This window comes from Culicoidibacter larvae, assembly GCF_005771635.1.
Taxonomy (GTDB): Bacteria; Bacillota_I; Bacilli_A; order Culicoidibacterales; family Culicoidibacteraceae; genus Culicoidibacter; species Culicoidibacter larvae.
Genome location: NZ_VBWP01000001.1, coordinates 201,314 through 224,098, shown reverse-complemented (window position 1 = coordinate 224,098; position 22,785 = coordinate 201,314). Strand labels below are relative to the sequence as shown.

Annotated in this window: 21 protein-coding genes; 3 read left to right on the top strand and 18 right to left on the bottom strand. The window is 39.4% G+C overall.

Annotated features, from left to right (window positions below):
- Positions 1-20: 20 nt before the first annotated feature.
- Both FEZ08_RS01175 and FEZ08_RS01170 read right to left on the bottom strand, forming a co-directional pair.
- On the bottom strand, positions 21-488 hold the full coding sequence (locus tag FEZ08_RS01175) for a hypothetical protein (RefSeq protein WP_138189865.1): 468 nt from the start codon (positions 486-488) through the stop codon (positions 21-23).
- Positions 489-711: 223 nt separating this feature from the next.
- Positions 712-1,056, bottom strand: coding sequence for a DUF1801 domain-containing protein (locus FEZ08_RS01170; RefSeq protein WP_138189864.1), 345 nt, complete (start codon positions 1,054-1,056; stop codon positions 712-714).
- 105 nt (positions 1,057-1,161) lie between these two features.
- Between FEZ08_RS01170 and FEZ08_RS01165 the strand changes: the two genes are divergently transcribed.
- Entirely contained in the window at positions 1,162-2,667 is a 1,506-nt protein-coding gene (locus tag FEZ08_RS01165) for a helix-turn-helix domain-containing protein (RefSeq protein ID WP_138189863.1), read from the top strand.
- A 154-nt stretch (positions 2,668-2,821) separates the two neighbouring features.
- Here the strand turns inward: FEZ08_RS01165 and FEZ08_RS01160 are convergent, their stop codons facing one another.
- The 10 genes from FEZ08_RS01160 to FEZ08_RS01115 form a co-directional block, all read right to left on the bottom strand.
- Entirely contained in the window at positions 2,822-4,138 is a 1,317-nt protein-coding gene (locus FEZ08_RS01160) for a F390 synthetase-related protein (protein ID WP_277871006.1), read from the bottom strand.
- The gene (locus tag FEZ08_RS01155) at positions 4,110-4,958 is read right to left on the bottom strand and encodes an MBL fold metallo-hydrolase (protein ID WP_138189861.1); all 849 of its coding nucleotides are present in this window, start codon (positions 4,956-4,958) and stop codon (positions 4,110-4,112) included. The genes FEZ08_RS01160 and FEZ08_RS01155 overlap by 29 nt, the downstream gene beginning before the upstream one ends.
- Positions 4,959-4,960: 2 nt before the next feature.
- Complete coding sequence (locus FEZ08_RS01150) at positions 4,961-5,953, bottom strand: 3-oxoacyl-[acyl-carrier-protein] synthase III C-terminal domain-containing protein (protein WP_138189860.1); 993 nt, start codon at positions 5,951-5,953, stop codon at positions 4,961-4,963.
- Positions 5,950-6,942: an NAD-dependent epimerase/dehydratase family protein gene (locus tag FEZ08_RS01145; RefSeq protein ID WP_138189859.1), complete on the bottom strand. Its 993-nt coding sequence runs from the start codon at positions 6,940-6,942 to the stop codon at positions 5,950-5,952. Before FEZ08_RS01145 ends, FEZ08_RS01150 begins: the two co-directional genes overlap by 4 nt.
- Positions 6,939-8,183 (bottom strand): glycosyltransferase, encoded by a 1,245-nt coding sequence (locus tag FEZ08_RS01140; RefSeq protein WP_138189858.1) that lies wholly within the window; start codon positions 8,181-8,183, stop codon positions 6,939-6,941. The genes FEZ08_RS01145 and FEZ08_RS01140 overlap by 4 nt, the downstream gene beginning before the upstream one ends.
- Positions 8,184-8,299: 116 nt before the next feature.
- Positions 8,300-8,887: a hypothetical protein gene (locus FEZ08_RS01135; protein WP_138189857.1), complete on the bottom strand. Its 588-nt coding sequence runs from the start codon at positions 8,885-8,887 to the stop codon at positions 8,300-8,302.
- 12 nt (positions 8,888-8,899) lie between these two features.
- Positions 8,900-9,622 (bottom strand): hypothetical protein, encoded by a 723-nt coding sequence (locus FEZ08_RS01130; RefSeq protein ID WP_171014862.1) that lies wholly within the window; start codon positions 9,620-9,622, stop codon positions 8,900-8,902.
- A 146-nt stretch (positions 9,623-9,768) separates the two neighbouring features.
- On the bottom strand, positions 9,769-10,446 hold the full coding sequence (locus FEZ08_RS01125; RefSeq protein ID WP_138189855.1) for a DUF5680 domain-containing protein: 678 nt from the start codon (positions 10,444-10,446) through the stop codon (positions 9,769-9,771).
- Between the two features lie 94 nt (positions 10,447-10,540).
- Positions 10,541-11,968 carry a sensor histidine kinase gene (locus tag FEZ08_RS01120; protein ID WP_138189854.1) on the bottom strand — a complete coding sequence of 476 codons (1,428 nt, stop codon included), beginning with the start codon at positions 11,966-11,968 and terminating at the stop codon, positions 10,541-10,543.
- On the bottom strand, positions 11,943-12,641 hold the full coding sequence (locus FEZ08_RS01115) for a response regulator transcription factor (RefSeq protein WP_138189853.1): 699 nt from the start codon (positions 12,639-12,641) through the stop codon (positions 11,943-11,945). The genes FEZ08_RS01120 and FEZ08_RS01115 overlap by 26 nt, the downstream gene beginning before the upstream one ends.
- A 221-nt stretch (positions 12,642-12,862) precedes the next feature.
- Between FEZ08_RS01115 and FEZ08_RS01110 the strand changes: the two genes are divergently transcribed.
- Positions 12,863-14,266, top strand: a complete 1,404-nt coding sequence (locus FEZ08_RS01110) for an LPXTG cell wall anchor domain-containing protein (protein ID WP_138190128.1) — start codon at positions 12,863-12,865, stop codon at positions 14,264-14,266.
- A 44-nt stretch (positions 14,267-14,310) separates the two neighbouring features.
- Here FEZ08_RS01110 and FEZ08_RS01105 read toward each other — a convergent pair whose 3' ends face one another.
- From FEZ08_RS01105 to FEZ08_RS01080, 6 genes are all read right to left on the bottom strand, one after another.
- Complete coding sequence (locus FEZ08_RS01105; protein ID WP_138189852.1) at positions 14,311-15,144, bottom strand: hypothetical protein; 834 nt, start codon at positions 15,142-15,144, stop codon at positions 14,311-14,313.
- A 21-nt stretch (positions 15,145-15,165) separates the two neighbouring features.
- Positions 15,166-16,356 (bottom strand): M20 metallopeptidase family protein, encoded by a 1,191-nt coding sequence (locus FEZ08_RS01100; RefSeq protein WP_138189851.1) that lies wholly within the window; start codon positions 16,354-16,356, stop codon positions 15,166-15,168.
- Between the two features lie 99 nt (positions 16,357-16,455).
- The gene (locus FEZ08_RS01095; protein WP_171014861.1) at positions 16,456-17,208 is read right to left on the bottom strand and encodes a GNAT family N-acetyltransferase; all 753 of its coding nucleotides are present in this window, start codon (positions 17,206-17,208) and stop codon (positions 16,456-16,458) included.
- Positions 17,209-17,285: 77 nt separating this feature from the next.
- Entirely contained in the window at positions 17,286-17,810 is a 525-nt protein-coding gene (locus tag FEZ08_RS01090; protein WP_138189849.1) for a dihydrofolate reductase family protein, read from the bottom strand.
- 243 nt (positions 17,811-18,053) lie between these two features.
- Complete coding sequence (locus FEZ08_RS01085) at positions 18,054-18,353, bottom strand: hypothetical protein (RefSeq protein ID WP_138189848.1); 300 nt, start codon at positions 18,351-18,353, stop codon at positions 18,054-18,056.
- A gap of 114 nt (positions 18,354-18,467) precedes the next feature.
- Positions 18,468-22,112 (bottom strand): M23 family metallopeptidase, encoded by a 3,645-nt coding sequence (locus FEZ08_RS01080; RefSeq protein WP_138189847.1) that lies wholly within the window; start codon positions 22,110-22,112, stop codon positions 18,468-18,470.
- A 150-nt stretch (positions 22,113-22,262) separates the two neighbouring features.
- Here FEZ08_RS01080 and FEZ08_RS01075 point away from each other — a divergent pair, with 150 nt between their 5' ends.
- A complete protein-coding gene (locus tag FEZ08_RS01075; RefSeq protein WP_138189846.1) occupies positions 22,263-22,781 on the top strand; it encodes a J domain-containing protein in 519 nt (172 codons plus the stop codon).
- The last annotated feature ends 4 nt before the right edge of the window (positions 22,782-22,785 follow it).

The window sequence follows — 22,785 nt, the reverse complement described above, 5'->3', positions numbered from 1 at the left end:
AGCGGACTTTTCAAGACGCTTTAGCGTTTATATGGGAAACTTGAGTGGTGCAAAAATAATTTCACCTTACCATCTTTGGTGCGGCAGAATGCCATCGTGTATTCAACTTTCAACTCATCATAGCTTTCAGCATCATAGAAATAATAATGTCCCATAGTATATGCTTTGTTATGTTCATCAAAGATAATATTATGGTTTTCAAAACGGATGTCTTTCCAAAGCTGCAGAGCAAAACCTAGGTCTTCCTCAACGACGCCATTTCCGGCAAAATATGAAACTGCCTCAACACTTTCAGTCCGAAACGGAGTCTCACTGGCACGCGTTGGTTTAAACAAAACCTCACGTTCATCAAATGCATATAAATCTGCGACAACCTGACGGGTAAGGGCTTGATAGTCGCCACCATTACGAGCCATTTCCCCAATTGCGACAATGGCTTTCGCCCAACTCTCTTGCGCAGCAAAAACTTCTTGTTCAGTAATCTTCATCTGTGCTCCTCCTTTGGATACCAGACTATTATATAGATTTTCAAAGTATTTTTCAACTAGAATGTTTTACTGTTTTTCAATCAACAAATCTGTCCTATTAATCCATGTAAAAAAATGGGGATAATGTTAATAGAAAAAGAGAAGCTTTGCAGAGCTTCTCTTTTTTTATGTGGCAAACCATATTCAAAAACAAAAAACAGCCTCACCAACCGTGAGACTGTTTTTAACTTTCAGCATGTCGTTCAACAATACTATCAATGACTGACATAAGTACTGGCTGGGCTGACTTATCAACAAACTTTACTTTCGCTGATCCTTTGCCAAATTTTGCCAATGGTAATATTGACTTTAATTCCTCAATACTCTCAACATCAGGTGTATGGAAAGTAAAATGGTTTTTCGCAACAGAGAAGGCAATATGGGTTTTCGGAAACTTGTAAGTAGGTTTCTGATAAGCAATTGTTTCCGGAACCTCCGGATAACTTTCCCGCATAAATTCAACAAAAGTAGTTAACCAAGCATTCTGCTCACCAACATACTGAGCAACAAACTCATCCACTGTTTTCATCCCAAACACTCCTTTCATCATATTACTCTTATTCTATCATGTTCTGCTCAGATAAAACAACCCTACCCAGAACTTCGGCTTTTCGGTATAATAAGAATATCGGAGGTGGTTACCATTCCACTGCTATCAAAAGAACATTTAGAAAAAGATATATATCGTAAAATAAGCATTATTAACTACCTGGTCGAGCACCCGCTATGTACAATCAGCGACTTATGCGGGCTACTGGATGTTTCAGAGAATACAATCCGCAATGATCTCCAAGCAATTAAGCTTGATTTGCCGGAAAACTGGGAAATCCACATAACCAAAGGTCATGGAATTTCCATAACTAAACCAATTGATCAAACGCTAAGCATATTATCCAGCCAATTATGGTCTGAGACACTTATATTCAAAACCATCTTTTTACTGCTGCGCGAAGATACCATCACCATCAACGAGTTAACCGAACGTCTTTTTGCAAATGCCCGCAACATTAAAACCGTGCTGGCGCATTTGGAAATGCGCCTCTCTAGTTATGGACTTGTATTACAACGTGCCCCATTGCAAATTGTTGGTACTGAAATTGCGATTCGCTATTTCTTCTTTGACCACATTCAATACTTCTTCGGCAATGAAAGTTGGCGCCTCGACACCCTCAACAAAGAAATTCCTTATATTGATTTTATGAAGAATGCTGCTGACTTATTGGAAGTCAAATATAATTGTTCAATACCAATTCACCACAAATGGGACTATATCCTTTATATTTGCATCATGATATACCGAAACGTTTATCAACATAAAATTCAGTTCCGTCAGGGAATTGATGATTTTATGCAATCTATTCCTGAATTTTATATTGCGAAAGATATTATGGACTTGCTGGTACTCACCTTTCCGGAAATTTCTTTCAACAATGGTGATACTTACCACATTACTTTCCCACTGCTTTCAAATGTCGAAATCCAAACCTATCTAGGTCCGGAGATTCCTAAAACGATGCAAGTCCTGGCAAAGCAATTCCAACTTGATACTATTACTACAGAGTTTATTCTGAACTTGGGGAAAACCACTGATATTGCTTTAACCTCACCGCAGACCTATACAGTTATGCGTAAAAAAATTCAGTTGCAATTGCTTAAATATCTGATTAATTTCAGTTTTCCCGGATTTGTTCAGAATGAACTTACTGAAGATTTAACATTGGCAACAGCAATTAAAATCGCATATCAACCATTGATAAAAACATATAACCTACCAGAACTTTATAACACCGATATTGTTGATATCATATCGATCATCCATAACGAACAATTAATCAAACGAAACAAAAAGAATATCTTAATTATTATGAGCGGCGGTCAAGTTGCTGAAGAAACTATTAGAACTTTACTTGCAAGTTATCTTGGTGAATCCTATTTCTTTGAAATTAGTAATGAATCCCTTTCTTCAACGCTTGCAAACCAGCAGCACCTCTACCATGCAATCATCAGTGATATTACCGCATCAGCCGATATTACTACACCAATGCTCAGTATTCATAACCAGCCAACAAAAATTGAATTACAAAATATTGTTAACTTCTTGTTACTTGATATGTTTGAATCTATAGAAAACGGCGCGTAAATACGCGCCGTTTTTAAAAAAAGCCAGAGGCAGTTAGCCATAGGGGTCAGCTCTGCTTCTGGCTACCAGAAATACATATATTTTCTGGCGTAAACATATTTTAACATTTTCAACCAAATTTAACAACATTTAAATATTAATTGTGCTCAACTGCCTATAGCATCCTCTCTATCCTGCGTAGTTTCTTATTTTTAGATTCAGGAATCGCGTTCTCAAATTGAAGAAGATATTCTGTTATTCCATAGCTGGCAAATAAGTCAGCAAAATTTTGATGAATAGTCTGCTGCGCAGTTATAAAATCATCATCAGTAATATTTAAATACACGATAATATCAGTTGCACTGTTTTGGCTTACTTTATATTCAGTGATTGCAGCATCTGCATTGATGATGGCATAGCGAATAAAATCCGGGAATATGGTAATCATCTCGTTTGCTTGGTTTTTTAAAACGAAGCAATCGTCTTCTCTCCCCTCGATCGCATCTATCCGCGTATAACACGAACCACAAGGGCACGGCTCTTGTGACTCAATAAGTACATCATTTAAGCGGTAGCGAATCAATGGCTGGCTGATGCGATATAAATCAGTTATGATTGGTACAAAGCGGCGTTTTTCAGCGTCAAGATATTCTTTTTCAATATAAACAACATCTTCATTAAGATGTAAGTAACCATGACTGCATGATGCGGCAAGAAATCCTTCGGTAGCTTGGTAGACTTGCTTAATCGGCAGGCCAAGCCGCTCACTAATATACATCTCATCAACAGGATCCAAAACCTCAGCGATACTATATACTTCTTTTAGTTCAAAGGGCAATGTTTTACCATCAAAATAATCAGCGATTATCCGTAGCATTGATGGTTGAGCAACAATAATGTTAGGTTGTAATATCATGAGTCGCTCCAAGTTTTCCTTCACTGGTTTTAATAGATCAAAAAAGTTGATATTAATTTTCCCTTTATTCATTGATTCATATAAATTATTGTTGGCGCGCATAAAAAAGGCAATTGTAATTGGCTCTTTGCGGAATTGCTTAAAGTCAATCAGCTTCGCAGTAACTGCCGCTGCCCACTGTGCCACCTCATGGTCACTAACCAAAAACACACCTTGATTTCCGGTTGTTCCCGACGATAACCCTACTGAGACCGTCCCGATTTTAGGTGAGAAATCTCGTTCTTGTTCAGACATTAGCGCTAATACTCGAGCCCGATTCAAAGAAATACCGGCAGTATTCAGGTCATCAAAATGTTCCATCATCACTTGTTTATTGATAATCGGATAGTCATTAAATGTTTTTTCGGATAAAACATTGCGATAATATGATGAATGCTTAACAATTCGCTTCACATGCTTTTCCAGTCGGCGCTTTTGCCAACGGGCAAAAGCGCTCGGTTTTTTTACACTCAAATAACGCAAGTACCTCACTTGCAGATATGTTGTACTAAAGGTAATTATTTGTGATAATCGCAAAATCAGTTCGTCCCCTTTCGTTGAAAAATGCTGCTAATTGTTGATGCGAGTTGGTACAATGGCAGAAAAATATTGGTAGTTGCGGGTTGGCTTTGGCAATTGTTTCCAGTTTATGCACCGAGGCAATCATTTCTTGGTAGTTAGCAATAAATAACTTGGTAATTGCACTTGGATAGCGCTGCTCGCTGATGGCTTCTTGATGCCAAGCGGCATCAACGCCGTACAGTACCGGGCCATCACTGGTTTGAATCAAAAAACTATAATGTCCAACTGCATGGCCCGGCGTTGCCAGGGCCAACAAGCTTTGGTCACCCAGCAAATCAAAACCAGTGCCAATCCCGACTACTTCCACCTGCGGACAGCTTTCAATGTAGCTGAGTTGGTCATTTATATATGGAAAGAGTCCGGCAAAATACCCTTGCCGGAGCTGCTTGAACTTGTGCGCTTGCGCAAGTTCAGCGATGGCCTGCGAGCAGACAACTTGGTTTTTGCTAAAAGCATTGCAGCTGCCAATGTGGTCAGGATGGAAATGCGAAAGGATGACGAGTGCAACGTCATCCGGGTCGATATGGGCAGCTAAGTCGTCTGCGACGACTTGCGCACCAACAACCTGCCGGTACACTGCATGCACCAGGTTGCTCATATGCTTTTTCATTGACAGGCTGTAGCCGGTGTCAATGAGGATTGTGCCATGCAGCGGATGCTCCAAGATGCAAACAGTTGCCGGGTAGGCCGTTGTCCCCCAACTGCCACCCTTTAGCGTAAATCGCGTTCGCTGGTTACTTGTCCCAGTGTAAAATAAGGTCATTTTGGTAAACATGCTTACACCTTCCGCAAAAGAATTGTGCCAATTGATACCCCGGCACCAGTTCCGATTAACATAACATAGTCACCACTGGCAACACTTTCTTGTTCAAGTAGGTAATCAAAAGCAAACGGAATTGCCGCAGCAATCGTATTACCATAATCCCTAATAATGTTAACAATCCTAGCCTTTGGAATCTTTAACGCTTTTGCCAGAATATTAATTCCCGGGCCGCTTGCCTGATGCGGCACAAAATGATTAACATCCTGCATTTTTATGTTGTTTTTAGCTAAGAAATCATCCATGTAGTCAGGCATGTTCTTAAGCATTGCTTTCATCAAAGCGATGCCGTTCATATCAAAATAGTAATCTTCTTTGTTGGTCTTTTCAGCCAAATAAAGCGCACTACCGCCGGCACGAATTTCCGCAGCATGACTAAACTCAGCATATGTACACATTTTGGTGTCAATAACTTCAAAACGTTGACCACGATCACTATCATTACTTAAAATGTATGCCGCAGCCGCATTACCAATTAATGCATAACTTTCATAATGGCCTTTATTTAGGGCACCATCGCCTGATTCAGCCGAAACTACAAGAATATTTTTAAACTTACCGGTTTCCAAAAATGCCGCAGCAACTTCAAAAGCACTTATAAAACTTAAACAAGTAGCATTTACATCAAAGCAAGGAATATTATGTTTTTCTGCCAAAAATTGTTCAGCGATCAAACTGGCATTGCAGGGAATAATTTGCTGTGGCGTCCCTGAAGCAGCAATAATTACATCTAAATCGGCATATGCCATTTCCGCATTAATCAGTGCCTGACGAATCGCCGTCGCCGCTAACTCAGCAGCAGTTCCATCGGTGTTAAAGTAGCGTGTTTCAATTCCGGTTTTTTTGGCAACAAAGCCCTCTTCTTTCCCCAACTCGCAATCAATTTCACTTGAGTACTTGACCTTATTTGGCACCGCACGTGCCGATCCTCGAATATTAATTACGTTCATTTGAACCCCTCCTGTATTAAATGGCGCGCATAATCATCAATCCCCTGCGCCATTGTCTTCTGTGGTTGATACCCTAATTTATCAACCGCATTCTGAATATTGAGTGTCTGACTGTATGCCAACGTACAAACCGTATATCTGGTCAGCGCTGGTTCATTCTTAATTCTAAAAAGCTGATAAGTTCGTTCCAATATCGCAGCGAGCCCATACATGAGGCGAATGTTCATTGACCTGAAATTCACCTCATCGCCCAGTTGCCTGAATATCCGTTCAATAATATCTTTAAACACCATAGGCTCACCATTAGTAATATTAAAAACCTCTCCATCAATAGCTTTTGCTTCACAACACAATCGCAAACTATAAGCCACATTCTCAACACAGGTAACATCAACAATTGTTGGCTGCTTGCGTTTAAATAATGGAATACCGATTGTACCATTCGCACGCAACAGTCGCGGGAAAATGCTTGTATCGCCGACACCGAATAATCCTCGCGGCCGGACAATTACCAACTCAGTATCTGCCTTCAATGCTTGTAAGCGTCTTTCAGCAGCAATCTTCGAGCGAATATAATTATTCAATTTATTTTCAACTTCATATTCATCCTCTTTAATATCGAAACGATCTTCTTTGGCTGTATAAATGCTTGGTGAAGATACAAATACCAAACGCTTAATCGTCATCTTTTGACATGCTTCCAGCACATATTCACTGGCAAGAACATTATCACGATAAAAATCTTGCCATCGACCGTATACGGTTGAGCGTGCAGCTGCATGAATAACAACATCAGCAGTTGGCATTAATTCCAGCACCTTGTTTCGGTTAGTTAAGTCAATTGCCAATACTTCGGCACCAAGGGCTTTTAATTCCGCTAATCTTTCAAAATTTCGACCTATTGCAACAACCTGATGGTTATTCGCTAACAACTCATTAACAAGATATTTACCCAAAAATCCGGTTGCTCCGGTTACAATAATTTTCATTGCTGCTCACCTCTCTTCCATTCACGTTGAATGACTTCATGGATAATTTTCCCAGCATTCATCTGTTGCACTTCTACTTGCAATTGTTCCAATTGCGGCCAAGCCGGCTGCTTGCGGATACGTTCAATCGCTTGGCAAAGCGATTGAACCGCTGGTTTCTTCACCCAAATTCCAATTTCGAAATACTGGATTCGGGCGGCAAAATCAAATTGGTCGTAGTCTTGCGGGATAACAATCGCCGGTTTTCCATGTTCAATGCACAGGTTTACAATTCCGGCGCCGCCATGATGAATTACCATGTCAAAATCAGCCAGATATTGATTGTATGGCACGAATGCTACTCGCAAAATATTTTCGCGTTGTTGATATGTCGATGCCTTAGCATCACCGCCACTGACCACAAATAGTGTATCCGGTAATTGCTGTGCAAGCTGTTCAATTAAACGGTCAATCTTTTGTTGCGCCAGTGGCAGCATCGTTCCAGTTGTCACTAATATGCAATATTGAAAACGTGCGAATGGAATTTCCAGTTCAATTTCTTCATTCACTGCACCATACCCGGCGAATTGCAATTGTGAAGGCCAAGTGCGTTCAAATTGCAATCCTTCATAGCCCATAGCAATAATTGCTGTGGCTGAATAAATCGCTTCGCTGCCATCTTCCCGGTATAAACTTGGCAGATATTTTCCCAGTTGCTTGCGTAAAGCAAATATCAATGTTTGCTTTACTTTACGCACCAGCAGTCGACCGGCAGCGTCACGACCGCGGCCGAGAAAGGATTTCGGCGGCTGCAAGCCGCCTAAGAATGCGGGCGTGCCATCAATATTTTCGATGGCGAAAGGCGTCGGGATACAGGTTATCCATGGCAGTTGTAATTGTTCTGCTGCGAAGACGCCGGGATAGGTGATAAAATCATTCACCACTAGCTGTGTATCCCGCTCACTAATGACTGCTTTTATCTCCTCAGTCATTTCGCCAATCTTTTTGCTTAGCCGGAAAGCCTGATGAAACATGCTTGTCCGCCCTTGCGCCCGGGCGAGGCGTTCAAATATAAATGGGTCATCCGGCATCAGTGCATGCATAGTGAAACCCTCGGCTTCAATAACACTTCTTTTGCCTTCGCCACTGATAAAACGGATATCATATAATCCCGGTGCATACTTTTGTAATTGTTTCGCCAGATATAGCATTGGAAATAAATGACCACTCAATGGCGGTGCAATAAAATCAATCCGTATCACTGTATCCGCTCCTTTCTTGGCTTACTTGTATTATAGGTGCTTTACTCGCTCTGGGTAAGAATGAAAATTGCAGGTGCATCTTCAATTTTTGCAGAAAAGAAAAAACAGCAAGTTGGCTACTTGCTGTTTTTAATAAGTTTTATCCCAAACTTCTCAGCTATATCATGCAGATATTTATCCAGCTCGGTAAATGTTTCTGTTGAGAAGTGTTTAACTGCAATCAACTGAGCAGTCATCTCCGAAGTATAGATACAAATCACATCATCAAGAAAAACAATTTGTGGAACTACTCCCCAGGCGATGCGGGTCTCAACTTGATTATTTATTACCTGCACTTCGGTTTCACTCAGGATCATCTTTACCGGCTCACCATTACCGACCAGACTTTTCTCAGCATAATACTCATGTACGGTTTTCTTTATTTTCCGTTTGCCTAAAAACCAAACAACTTGTCCAACTTTTTTTGTTAGCAGTAATATCGTCCAGAAAATAAGCTCAATAGCTATGATGATTGCTACAATCAGGAAAATTTTTTGCTCACGAATGACTGCAGCCACAATAAGATTAACAATAACGATAATACAGTAAACAAGCAGAGAGAAGTTACGAATTCGTTTGGCCATCACTTTTGAACGGCCATTAACAAGATAATCTCGCTGAAACAACAAGTTATCTGCCTCATCTATACTATAATTTAATTCCATTTTTCCCAACTCCTAAATATAATATTTGCCAATAAGCAGACCAAAAGCTGCAATTGCAAATAAACCAAAAATAATGCCAAAGCTAATGAGCACTCTGCTCATCACCGCATACTTGCGTTGCTCAATGCCACGTCCAAGCAAAGCATGTTCTAAACGATCAACATCTGAGCGCAACTCCCGTTCTTGTTCCTCAAGCACGCGGCGATCAGGATAGCGGCGCAGCGCCTCATGACTCATCGGCATAAGTATCAACAGTTTAGTATCTGTTTTCAAATAAATCATCCGACTATTGGCGAACAAATGATTAATCCCAAAGCTACGCACGCTTAGCGAGCGGTTATTCACTAAAATTTGCCCTTGATTAACCTCTACATAAATCGGGAAAAAGAACATCAGCACTGTTGGAATAATTGGGACAACAAGCATAGCTATCATAAAGTCTTCTGACTGCTTCATAATCTCTTTAGCAAACGCAGAGGCTGCCCCAAGCTCTAATTCCTCAAGAACAATCATAGCAAACAAAACTATTCCGACAAGAAAAACCAGTGCCAGCGCCAATAATCCAAACTTAGCATTAACCGTCTGTACTCGCACCGATTGTTCTATTCCGCCGATTGACTCACGTAAATATACCGGCACTGTTTCATCAACATTACGCTTATTTGTGATAACAACAAATGCTATAATTGCAACGACCCCAACTACAACAATCAGCACACTTAATACCAGCAGCATTCTTTTACACCTCTTCATTATTACTCTAATCATACTTAAAAAAAAGCACTATTACCAGTTCTTTTTTGTGTAAATTATGTAGTTTATTAATAAGCTCAAAACAAAAAGGCGACGGCTGCAGCTGTCGCCTTTTTTCCAATTTCTCCCTAAACGATAAGACCACCATGGAAATAGCATTCATACGTCTTAATATTATTGCAGTAAATTTCTTCGTGGCCTTGGAACCACTCGAAATCTCCTTGAATTGTGCAATGATACGTATGCACACCATTACGGTAAATCAGCGGTCCGCGATACGGCTGATCGCTTGGGACCTGCGCCAACGCTTCTTTCAAAAAAGCACTGGAGAAGTCATCACTAAGTACCCTGCCAACATAATTCATCGACCAAAAGGGTCGGCGTTCACGCCAGAGTGCTTCTTCACCAGCGAAGCGCGAACTGCCTAAGTAACTATCAATATAAACTAATTCACCTTCGGCATACTGCAAATCATGCGAAGCCGGACGGCTGGACGTCGCCTCGCCGCCATGTCCGGCGTAGGTCGCCTTTTTGGCGCGAAGCAAAAAGGCGATTACCTCGGCATTCTCCGCCGGTAGCATATCCACATCTTGCTGCTGGTAGTCTGCCTCAGTGCCACGAACCAGGCGGTCAATGCTAATCAGAAATACCTTGCTTAATGCCAGCAAGTTTAAAAAGTCCGGATAAGCCTGTCCTAATTCCCACTTAGCGACTGCCTGCCGCGACACGCCAATCTTTTCCGCCAAAAACTCCTGCGACATCCCTCGCTCAATTCTTAACTCAACTAATTGCTCTTGAAAATTCATCACCGTTCACCTCATTACTAGTGTAACAAATTTTCCGGCACTTGACTGCATAGAGAAGTTGGAAAAGCCCGCAACCTGAGGTTGCGGGCTTTTCTTATTTTTCATCTAAAGGAAAACCAATAGTAACTTTAAACATATCACCGTCTACTACAATTTTGAGTGTTCCATTACAAGCCTCAACAAAACTTTGCGCAATTGAAAGTCCCAGTCCACTTCCTTCAGTCGCACGTGCTTTGTCGCCGCGAACAAAGCGACTGCTAATTTCTTCTGCCACAAAATCCATCTCATAATTTGCCGTGTTCTGTACACTAATCATAACCTGTTCACCTAAGGTAAATACTTTTACGAATATTCTAGTATTACTCTGAGCATATTTCAGAGCATTATCAATTAAATTTGCTAATGCTCGGTATAGTTTTGCACCATCAGCTACTATAGATAGACCTTGCTTATCATTTTGTACAATCAATTTAACACTTGCTGAGTCAATCTCTGTAGCCATTTCTGCAATTGTTTGTTCTACCAGTTCATGAACATCTACCTGATCTAAGATGAGTTCAAGATTCCCGCTGCTTGCCTTTGCCAAATCAAATAGGTCATCAACCAGTACATTCAACAAGCGTGACTTTTCACTCAAGACATCTACATATTGATTTGCTTGCTCGTTTAATTCTTCTTTAGCAAGTAAATCTATATAGCTGGTAATTGCTGTTAGTGGTGTTCGTAAGTCATGAGACACATTAGTCACCAATTCTAATTTCATTCGTTCTGACTTTATTTGTTCGGCAATAATGCGTTGATTATCTTCATTAATCTTGGCAAGCATTGCCTGAATGCTCCAATAAAAAATAATTGCCACAATAATTATCACTCCAACAAACAGTAAATAGAAATAACTGCTTGCCCAGAAAAGCAACAATACCAACAGTACCAAAACAGCTTCCAAGAGCAAAAACAATACTGTTGTTACTTGCATCTTTTGGGTCAGAGTGACTAACTTACTTTCCTTCCCGAAAACTGTATGAATATTGGCTTTTAACCATAAAGCGCCCTTATACAACAATGAGTCCGGTAAAATTCGATGTAACTTTATTTTACCAATCAGTTGATAAAGCATATATATGCAAAAGCCACCAGTTATTAATGAACTTGGTATAATAATAGCCATTTGCAAGGTGTCATTCCACATGCTAATAACTGTTTCGCTAATTGCATAAGGGATTATTGTGTAGAGCAATGCTGAACTTGCTATAAAAATAAGTATTAGTTCTATTGAAAGTGTTATAGTTTTACTTGTATCATTTATTCGTTTATATGAAACAACACTAAATACAAGTATTAATAGCCCCATTACAAGTACCACAAGCATTAGTTGCATATGCAGATTTTGACGAAATGTTGATGCACTCATATCAAGATAAACTGTTGCTACCACTGATAAGACTATTAACATAACAGTCAACAGTGCAATAACTAAAGCAAAGAGGATATTCTTATTAATTGTTTTCGATTTTGTAGCCAACGCCCCACACCACCTTTAAATATTTTGGTTCTTTTGGATTATATTCAATCTTCTCGCGAATCCGGCGCACATGTACCATTACCGCATTATCACTGGCGTAGGCTTCTTCATCCCAAACTTGTTCATAAATTCGTTGTGCCGAAAAGACAATATTGGGGTGACTCATTAAGAATTCCAAAATCTTAAATTCGGTAACCGTCAACTTTACTGATTGACCGTCAACATAAAAATCATGAGTATCTAAATTCATTTCTAGACCCCCGATTATGATACAGTTTCCCCCAACACGCTTTTCTGTGTTGAACGTAAGGAAGCGTCGTAATTGTGACTGCACCCGGGCAACTAATTCAGCTGGATCATATGGTTTAGTAATATAATCATCTGCCCCGATTGACAGCCCCAAAACTTTATCACTTTGTTCCGACTTTGCCGATAATAAAATAATTGGAACATGTTTTGATTCGCGGATTTTCAGCAGTGCCGAAATGCCATCAAGTTTTGGCATCATAATATCCATTATTATCAGCTGAATATTTTGTTCATCAATAAGCTGTAAGGCTTCAAGACCATTATGTGCCTCGAGTACTGTATACCCTTCATTAATTAGTAACTGCTGAATTGCATAAGCTATTTCAATATCATCATCAACAACTAAAATTTTTGTATCGTTCATTACATACCTCCTTAACAACTACAATATACCTGTTAAACCTTTCAAATTATACCATATAATTCTTTCAATTTTCTTACTAAATTTAAAAAGCCCGCAACCTCAGGTTGCGGGCTTTTATCGCTTTCTCCCAGAATTTAACACGAAAAGATATTCTAAACTCATAATTAAAATATAGTTAAAATGTATACTGTATTTATAAATAGACTTTGGGGGCAAATTTTATGAAACGATTACCAGCTTTGGTTGCTGTTTTAGGGTTAGGGATCCTACTTACTCAACCGCTTTTTTTATCTGCGGCCGCATTTAGCGATGTGTCAGCAGGGAATACAGTTACTGAAGATACAGCTTCAAGTGACAATAATATAACTGAACCAAGTTCTGAGAATATGGATGAGCTTTCATCTGAGCTCGAAACTTATTCTATAACAACGACAAGTTTTGGCGGTTGGACATTAGGCGATAATATGCAGGAAATTGTCAAGTTACCGAATGTTGTCATTGATGATGCTTTGCGCAAGCAATTAAACACAATATTTTTTGGTAAACCAGATTCACTTGATGACATTTCCATGCAAATGTTATATACCAGAACATTAGGTAATGCTGATCAAAATTATGTTCAGACTGTTGGTAATACCGGTAAAGTTCTGAAACTTGATGCTGATGCTATTACTGACTTTGAAGGATTGCGTTTTCTACGTGTCGCGATAAGCTTAAATTATAGTAACGGTCTTAATGAATATGCAACTACTGATAATTTATTTGCATTGGCTTCTGCTCGTGCACAGTTGCCACCAAATGGTATCGGTGCTAACATTCACTCATTTACACAAATTTTAGTTACTAAAAAAGATACACAATATCAATATGTTGAGCAGGGTACAAGTACATATACCTATCAGCCATCATTAATTCCCTTAATGACTGACTACGATAGCCGTTTTGATAACACTTTTCCAACAATCTGTACAACCTGTCCGGTTGCTAGTATGCGAACTCTTGATTTAGCAAAAATCAGTGACTTCCCGATAATTAACAACAATTTAGTGGATGCAATAAACTACAACACCTTAACCGGGACAAATGTAAACCCTGCCGGTAATACTTTTGCAAAATATATGTATGATGAGAATCCTGATTCGAGCATTATTTTCCGCGATCAACCACTATCTTTTACTTATGACTCTGCATCAGGTATTGTCGAAACCACAAGTGACTACTTCTCGTTTACTGAACGCGTCGGCGGTTTCTCAGCATTCGCAACATTAACTCATGCTAAGATAATCTTTACCGGTCGAGTTGAAGTCCAATATTTGGACACTGCCGGCAACATTTTAGCGCCAAGTGAAACAACCGAACTACCATTGCAAAGCAGTTTCACGGTTCCAAACGCTAAAGCATTCGATGGCTATACACTTATTAAAAAACCAGAAGCTACTAAAATAACTGCTGGAACGCAAGTGCTTACTTTCGTCTATGAAAAACCGAGTGCCGCACCAGCTGCTGAAATTGAAAATGATACAGTATCTGAGCTACCGGTTACAGGTGAAAATACCCTGCCATATCTCTTGATTGGCGCTGGTATTGCCGCAAGCGGAATTTTACTCTTAAAGAAACGCAAATAATAGCACAAACCCCGACCTATCAATGATAGGTCGGGGTTTTTATTTTATAAACCATCTTTAGTAACCTGATTAATAATTGCAAATCGTTCTGGGTGTGCAGGTAATAGTTGGACATTGATAATCTTGCCAATTTGTAACTCGCTTAGCATTGCCGGTGCGCAGAAAACTTCCCGGCTAACTACTTGCACACTGCCTAAAACAGTAACCGGTAATTCAATTGAAATCACTACCGCATGTTTGTCGCCAACTTGCTCTCCGGTAATCTTCATATCCTGAATAATTGCCGGTGTCTGAATACCATGTTTACGAATTTCAACCCGCTCGCTATATGTCAATCCGCGCGGGTCTCTTGATGACTGGTACCGATCAATCATATCTTGTAACCGCTCAGTATCAGGTGTATTATCAAAAATACATTCCATGGTAGTCGGATTATAGACAACCGGAATAGGAACTCCTGGTTGCAACTGTGCCAAATCTGTTAGCGCAACAATTGTTTTTACCTCAGCTTCAACCATTGAACCATTATCTTGTAAAATTTCAACGGTAAATTTCACTTCTGGTTGCTCATTAATATAGGTTCCCGTTTGGGCTAGTGACTTAACAAAACCAACACTCTTGGTTCCACTTGCTTGCATCCGTTTATTTACCCGTCCCGGTTTGATAAATACACTATACATAATCCACAAAGCAAAAATGATACTTCCCGGCACAAGTATCAAAGGAATAAGCATAAATAAAGCGCTCATATCACCGCGACTTAAATACCACATCATCTCTTTCGGTAACTCAATAAACATCATAATAATTCCATAAATACCGGCACCTATCCCCCCGATAATTGCTAAAAATATTAGTACCCCTGTTACTTTTTTCATCAATATAAATCTCCCATTCGATTATTTTAAAAAATCTACTGCAACCTGTGCTAAGGTTGCGGCACAAATTTCCAACACTTCATCATTCCAAGCAAACTTGGCATGATGAAAGATTGGTTCTTCCCCCCCGGGTTCCCTAATACCAACCAAATAATATGAGGCCGGAATTGCTTCAGTAATATAAGCAAAATCCTCAGCACCAAGATTTGCCCGCTCAAGGCGTGCCACTTTTTCACTGCCAACGATTTTTGTGATTGCCGCCTCAGCAAAATCAGTCATCGCAACATCATTAATAAGTGGCGGATATGATGGCATATAGTTGAATACATACTTCGCATCATTTGCATGACAAATGTCTTTCAGCATCTGCTCCATCAGTTCCGGAATCTGCTTGCGCACACCCGGATTCAAGGTTCTGATTGTCCCACGCAAAGTTGCCTCTCCGGGAATAACATTAAATCCATCACCAGCATGAAAACTACAAAACGAAATCACCGCCGGCATCATCGGATCGATGCGCCGCGTCAGAATTGTCTGCGTATTACTAATAAACTGCGTTGCCACACTAATCGGATCTACACTTTTATTCGGCTCGGCAGCATGGCCACCAACACCGATAATAGTAATCTCAAACTCGTCTGGCGCACCATATAATTCACCGGCTTTTACACGTACTTCACCACGTTCAGCACCGCCAAATAAATGCAGCCCGAATCCGGCATCAACTTTAGGATTCTCTAAAATGCCTTCTTCAATCATCTGCCGGGCACCGCCCTCAGTTTCCTCCGCCGGTTGAAACATCAGTTTCACCGTACCGCTAAAACTATCACGCAATTGATGCAGAATCATTGCCGCTCCCAAGAGTCCTGACGTATGTCCATCGTGACCACACGCATGCATCACTTGCTCAACTGTTGACTTAAAATCAACATCAACTTCCTCTTGAATCGGCAATGCATCCATATCGGCACGCAATAAAACAACCGGTAACTTTCCCTCAGCAGGCTTAGTTCCCTCAATAATTCCCAACACACCAGTATTAAAAACGCTGCTATATGGAATTCCAATCTCATCTAAAACCTGCTTCACAACTCCTGAAGTTCGCACCTCATTATAAGCAAGTTCCGGATGCATATGTAAATCACGGCGAATCGCCTGAATCCGCGGCAAAAATTGCTTCGCCAATCCCTTAATCTGTTCGGTTCTATCCATAAAAAAACCTCCTAAAACACATATCTGAATTATACCACGAAATGTAGGTGGAAAAAAAGACCTGGATATGGCCCAAGGCCATATCCAGGTCAAAACATTCTATTCATAAAACTCATAAGCATACAAGGCAGCTTGTTCAAAACCTAATCCCTCATACATTTTTCTAGCAATAACATTATCTTCACCAGTAACCAGGAATGGCGTCCGGCGCTCAGCAAAACTCTGATTAATCATGTGTTTAAGTAAAGCCTTACCTAAACCCTGACCACGAAATTTATTATCAACAATCACAGTATTAATCTCAGCATAATTATCGCTTTTAGCCGAATATCGCGCCAAACCAGCAACTTCATCACCGCTATATATAAAATAAACACCCAACGCTAAATCACGAATTAAGCGCTCATCACTCATACTGCCATGAACATTCTCTTCAAAAAGCACACTGTATAAATCCAGCATCTTCTCCTTATCAGCCGCCACATTTTCAGCCCGGCAAATATTATCCGTGACCTCTTGTATCGGCCCCTCATAACGATAAAAAACCTGCGGTTTTATCTCCCGCCCTGGCAACAATTGCGCAATCTCATCATACCGGCCGTGCAACAAAAGCGGCCGAAACGGCAGCTGCCTCAGCTGTTCAGCAATTGCAGCCAATGCCGCGGGCGTACTTGCCAGCACGCCCGCCATATGCTTGTTGCCCTCATCGCTGAGCACCAACAAACCCTCAATAACATCGCCATTGCTATGCACAAACACTTCCTTAGCATATCCCGATTGCACCATCTGAATATTCGTTGCCTGCAGCAACTCATCTTCATACAATCGCGCTAATACTTCTGCCTTCTCCATTTCAGCACCTCCTGCGTTGCTAAGGTTTTGGACGGGTGGCGCCTCACTGCGCTCATCCGTCCGTACTTTCTCCCAAATTATCGGCGACTGTAACATCCAATTATCGTTCCATCACTAATATATACTTCATTCAGATGCAACGGAATCTCCGGGTTACCTTCATAAAAAAGCGGAATGCCCTCACCCAAAATTGTTGGAATATAACCGATAATAAATTCATCAATAACATCTGCTTTCATAAAAGCATCTATGGTTAATCCGCCGCCAAATAGATAAATATTCTTGCCATTTGCTTTTTCGGCAAGCATTTTTTCAATAATTTCGTCACCGCTATAAACGACATGACCGGCCATCACTTCAAAATCAGCATCATTGGCAACAACTACAATATTGCGGCCAGCATATTCGACAGCTAACCCTTGAACATACGAATTTTTACCCATTACAATAATATCCATTTCATCAAGAAACCGATTAAAATCCAATTGCCCTGCCGTATCCAGCTTCGTATCATCCTGACCCACAATCCAATCGTAGGCACCATTTTTTCTCGCAATATAACCATCCAAACTCATTGCTAAGTTCAAAACAATTTTACCCATAACTATTCCTCCTCTGTTTTGTTCTTTTATTATAGCTTAAATATTTTCACTTTCCCAATACTGCGCAACACTTTCAAGTCTCTCAATGTCAATATCATTAATAACTGAAAAAAGTACTTCTGATTCGCCAGCATTAGATAAAGTTAGCGATTGACGGTATTTGCTTTCTTCATCATATTGTTGAAAAACCAATATAGAGAATTCGAAATCCGTTTTTGATAAAACTTGGAGGATGAACAGTACTTAGTTTAAAAAGGCATTTTTACTTGATACTCCAGCTATCTCAAATTGAATACTTTCAGCTATTCTAGTATTTTTATGCCTACCAATGCTAGGAATCAGATTAATATATTGTAATTTAACACTATCACTCATGTCGTGTTCCTCGAGAATTTTTTCAAGGTCAGTTGCAGCACTCTTATTAAGTCCAGCTTGCCTTGGATGATTCACTAATGCAACAATCCAGAAAAACAATTGGAATGGTTTACAAAAAAGTACAAACAAAGTCACTAATATAATGCCGATTGTGATTAAATAACTCATAGTGCCTCCTTTGTATTCTGAACATTTCTTTATATTTTACAGTATTCAGGCTTTAATTACCAGTTATCGGGGAAAAAGAAAAGCAACGGTCAGGTCCGACCATGGCTTTTAGATTTATCCCCAAATATTAAATTCTCTCCGGAAATCTATTCCTTCTCTTCCTCCTGGACCTTTGTAATATGTCCATGTAGTTCGGTTTTTTAGTACTTCTACATGAACGTGATAACCGAAACTTAAACCACTGTCTCCTACTTGTCCAATTTTTTGCCCAGACTGGATGTTTTGTCCGACAGAAACAGAGACACTGTATTGTTGCATATGCGCATACATAATTACATAATCTTTTCCATTATATTTTCCATGAATAATAACATAATTACCAAACTGATCACTACAATGACCAGTGGTTGGACAACTATTATTCGTTTCTATAACTGTACCAGAAATGATGCTTACTATTGAATCACCACCATAAAAATTCCCTTGAACATCAACCCCGGTATGGTCCTCATAATCGCCTATTCCATATGTGACCTTCCCACCTGGTAATGGCCAAGAAACAGAAGAAGAATTGTCAGTAATCTTAATCCGCAAGTTACCATCGGATTGAGTAAAGATAGTAGCAGTTTTTCCTGAATCACCTAACTTAATTGTACTTTGCTTATTTTCAGGATTTGCAATCCACACTTTGTATTTACTATAACTCAACAAAACTCTGTATTCTCCCGCTTTTAAAGCATTAATATCCAGCCCATAGTTAACATATCCCGATATTGTGGTATTTCCTACTGACATTGATTGATCAGCCCATGAAGATGCATTAACAAGTTGTGCTGCCAGTTGATCCCTAGACAAAGCCGTCGAACTGTTCGTTTCATTTACTCTAGTATCAGCCTGAACTTTAAACTGACCATTCTCATTTATGCCGGCTACAAGATTAGCGGTAAGTGATGTAATCTTTATATGTAGTCTTCCATCTACTACATTCATCTCTGCAAGTTTACCACTATTTCCAATTGAAAATGTTTCCTTCATATTGGTTTGAGCAGTAATCCATGTGGTAATTGTTCCAGATGTCAATTTAATCTCATAATGACCCGGGACTAAATCTTGAGCATTAATACCATAATTAATATATCCATCTTTTGATGTTGGACCAATAATCATATCTTGTTCCTTGTTATTAATAGTATTAACAAATTTTGCTGAAACTATACCTGACGACAATTTTTGTGTACCATCTTCAACTTCAAAGGTTGAATCGGCCTGAATAATAAAGCGGTTATTTTCATTTAGAGTATATAGATGGCTAGCATTGATATTAGTTGCATTAGTAATAATAATTCGCAAATGATTATCTACTTGTTTAGTTATTGCAACTTTATTTGATGCAGCATCAAGTAAAATAATTTCGTTTCGATTTGATGAATTGGTCATCCATGATTTATTTTTACCATTGTTTATTCTGATTTCATACTCACCAATATTCCAGCTTGCGAGATTCAATCCATAATTAATACGACCAGCAACACTAGTTATTGTTGGTGTTAATGAAATTTCTTCTCGTGTATTTATATTTACAAGTTCGGCTGTTACATTTGCTACCGTTAATGTTTGTGAGCCTAATCGCGAGTCTGCTTGGATTCTAAGTTGACCGTATTCAATCATCCCAAACAGATAATCAGCACTCAGACTAGTAATAGTTATACGTAAATGCCCATTGTTCTGATTAACAAAAGCAATCTTTCCAGTATTTCCAAGGATATCGACACTTTGTTGATTCCCAGAATTCATAATCCATGAAGTAAGGTTCTTATTTGTCACCTTGACTTCATATTCACCAAAGTCCCAGTCTGCCAATTTCATTCCATAATTAATGTATCCTGATTTTGAGGTCGCTCCAACAATCATAGATTGTTCTGTTCCTGTTGTAACATTTATTAATTTTGCTGATACATCATTTGCGCTTTGACTAATAGTTTCATTTTTAGTATCTGCTTGGATTTTAAATTGACCATCTTGTACCATGCTAAATAAGTAATCAGCATTTAGATTAGCATATTCAGTTACTGTAATACGAAGTTTGTTATTTGTTTGATTAATAGTCGCAACCTTCCCGGTTGTTCCAAGGGCAATAGTTTCCTGTTTATTAGAAACATTTGTCATCCACGCCGAAGTATTACCAGTGGTAACGAGAATCTCATACTCACCAATATTCCAGCTTGCCAGATTCAATCCATAATTAATACGACCAGCAACACTAGTTATTGTTGGGGTTAATGTTGTTTCTTGTTTTGTGTTTATTTCAACTAATTTTGCTGTTACATTTGATGCTGTTAATGTTTGCGATCCTAACCGTGAATCTGCTTGGATTCTAAGTTGACCATACTCAATTAAGCCAAATAGATAGTCAGCACTTAGACTGGTAATGGTTATACGTAAATGCCCATTGTTCTGATTAACAAAAGCAATCTTTCCGGTATTTCCAAGAATAGCGACACTTTGCTGATTATCAGAATTCATAACCCATGAAGTAAGATTTTTATTGGTCACCTTGACTTCATATTCACCAAACTCCCAGTCTGCCAGTTTTAGTCCGTAGTTAATATATCCTGATTTTGATGTTGGACCAACAATCATGGATTGTTCTGTTCCAGTATTAACATCAACTAATTTCGCACTTACATCAGTATTAGTCATACTTACAGACTCATTTTTAGTATCTGCTTGAATCTTAAATTGACCATCTTGTACCATACTAAATAAATAGTTAGCCGTCAAATTACTATGTTCGGTTATACTTATATGTAATTTATTTTCAACTCGACTAATAGTTGCAACTCGTCCAGTTGTACCTAAGTCAAAAGACTCTTGAATATTGATTGTATTACTAATCCAATTTACATTATTACCACTATTAATTTTTACTTCATATTCACCAATATTCCAATCACTAAGATTCAGTCCAAGATTAATGCGACCTAACATTGAAGTTGCTGTTGGTGTTAACGTTGTTTCTTGTTGTGTATTAACATTTACCAGCTTTGCAGATACATTAGGTGCCGATAACGGTTGGCTTCCAATTCTAGTTTCTGCTTGAATTCTAAACTGACCATATTCGATAATTCCAGCCAAATAATCGGCACTCATGGTACTAATAACAATTCTTAATTCTCCGTCTTCCTGACTAATAGAAGCTATCTTTTCTGTGGTACCGAGAGTAGCAATACTTTGCTTATTTTCAGAATTAAAGATTTTAAATTGTTTCTGATTATTTGTTATCTGAATCTTATACTCACCAACGTTCCAGTCATTAAGGTTTAACCCATAGTTGATATACCCAGGTTTACTTGTTGGTCCTACTACCATAGACTGTTCACTACCATTTAGAACATTAATCAATTTTGCGCTTACATCAGCTGCATTCAATGTTGATTCACCATTTCTTGTATCAGCCTGTATTTTAAATTGGCCATCTTGGACTATGCTAAACAGATAGGATGCATTTAACTCTGTTGGTTGGGCAATACTTGTTAGGTCAGCTGCTCGTTGTGCTCCTTTATTAACATTATTACCTGATATCTCCTCACTATTGTCAGTTCCTTGATTTTCAGAAATTGCGCCATCATCTTCTGCATTATTAGCCGTAGACAATTCAGTGTTTGTTGCCGATTGTTCTTGCTCGAATGCAAATACATCTAAAGGCGTAACTGATACAACCATAATCATTGTGATAATGACGAATAAAAATTTTTTCATACTTTCTCCTCCTCTTAATATAATTCTATTTTACACAACTTCATTAATGAAAGATAGTCATAATATAGACAAGCACTCCACACTTTCCCACTTCATAACTGAACGATTCCATACTATAATAGAACTAGAAGTAAAATCTTGGAGGAAACTATGGACCATTTATATGAATTGCTGGGCATTGAGCCTACTTACGATACGGCAAAAATCAGGGAAGCTTATTATGAGAAACAAAAACTCATTGCTAGCGATAAATCAGTCAGCTTTTCTGAGCTTTACAGCGCCTATGAAAAACTAATCGAATACGCAGAAAAAATGGCGGAGACGACGAAGGAGTCGCCGCAGTTAGCGACGGCTGTGCCACAGGCGCAAGCAGTGCCGGAAGCGGTTGATACCGAGAATCAGCGACGCTTGGCGGCAGCGATTCAGGTGGAAGCCCAGCGGAAAGCTGCTGCGGAGCAAGCCGAGCGAGTGCAGCGTTCAGCTGTACCGCCGCGGACGGCTACGGCAAAGAAGCTGGAAGGCGGAAGTGGTGCTAAGGCAGGGTTTAGCTTAGTGCTCGTTTTCGTAATTGTTGCTATTGTTCTGGCGGTAAACTTTTTCTTTAGTTTACCGGAACCTGAGAATACATCGCCGCAACCCAAGCAGGTTTCCTATTTTATATCAGAATAAAAAA

Coding starts and splice junctions, on each gene's coding strand:
- FEZ08_RS01080 (WP_138189847.1), bottom strand. CDS start 22,112: ATGAAAAAATTTTTATTCGTCATTATCACAATGATTATGGTTGTATCA.
- FEZ08_RS01130 (WP_171014862.1), bottom strand. CDS start 9,622: ATGCTGCTGGTATTAAGTGTGCTGATTGTTGTAGTTGGGGTCGTTGCA.
- FEZ08_RS01075 (WP_138189846.1), top strand. CDS start 22,263: ATGGACCATTTATATGAATTGCTGGGCATTGAGCCTACTTACGATACG.
- FEZ08_RS01150 (WP_138189860.1), bottom strand. CDS start 5,953: ATGAACGTAATTAATATTCGAGGATCGGCACGTGCGGTGCCAAATAAG.
- FEZ08_RS01135 (WP_138189857.1), bottom strand. CDS start 8,887: ATGGAATTAAATTATAGTATAGATGAGGCAGATAACTTGTTGTTTCAG.
- FEZ08_RS01125 (WP_138189855.1), bottom strand. CDS start 10,446: ATGAATTTTCAAGAGCAATTAGTTGAGTTAAGAATTGAGCGAGGGATG.
- FEZ08_RS01115 (WP_138189853.1), bottom strand. CDS start 12,641: ATGAACGATACAAAAATTTTAGTTGTTGATGATGATATTGAAATAGCT.
- FEZ08_RS01155 (WP_138189861.1), bottom strand. CDS start 4,958: ATGTTTACCAAAATGACCTTATTTTACACTGGGACAAGTAACCAGCGA.
- FEZ08_RS01170 (WP_138189864.1), bottom strand. CDS start 1,056: ATGAAAACAGTGGATGAGTTTGTTGCTCAGTATGTTGGTGAGCAGAAT.
- FEZ08_RS01085 (WP_138189848.1), bottom strand. CDS start 18,353: ATGAGTTATTTAATCACAATCGGCATTATATTAGTGACTTTGTTTGTA.
- FEZ08_RS01105 (WP_138189852.1), bottom strand. CDS start 15,144: ATGAAAAAAGTAACAGGGGTACTAATATTTTTAGCAATTATCGGGGGG.
- FEZ08_RS01095 (WP_171014861.1), bottom strand. CDS start 17,208: ATGGAGAAGGCAGAAGTATTAGCGCGATTGTATGAAGATGAGTTGCTG.
- FEZ08_RS01100 (WP_138189851.1), bottom strand. CDS start 16,356: ATGGATAGAACCGAACAGATTAAGGGATTGGCGAAGCAATTTTTGCCG.
- FEZ08_RS01110 (WP_138190128.1), top strand. CDS start 12,863: ATGAAACGATTACCAGCTTTGGTTGCTGTTTTAGGGTTAGGGATCCTA.
- FEZ08_RS01145 (WP_138189859.1), bottom strand. CDS start 6,942: ATGAAAATTATTGTAACCGGAGCAACCGGATTTTTGGGTAAATATCTT.
- FEZ08_RS01090 (WP_138189849.1), bottom strand. CDS start 17,810: ATGGGTAAAATTGTTTTGAACTTAGCAATGAGTTTGGATGGTTATATT.
- FEZ08_RS01175 (WP_138189865.1), bottom strand. CDS start 488: ATGAAGATTACTGAACAAGAAGTTTTTGCTGCGCAAGAGAGTTGGGCG.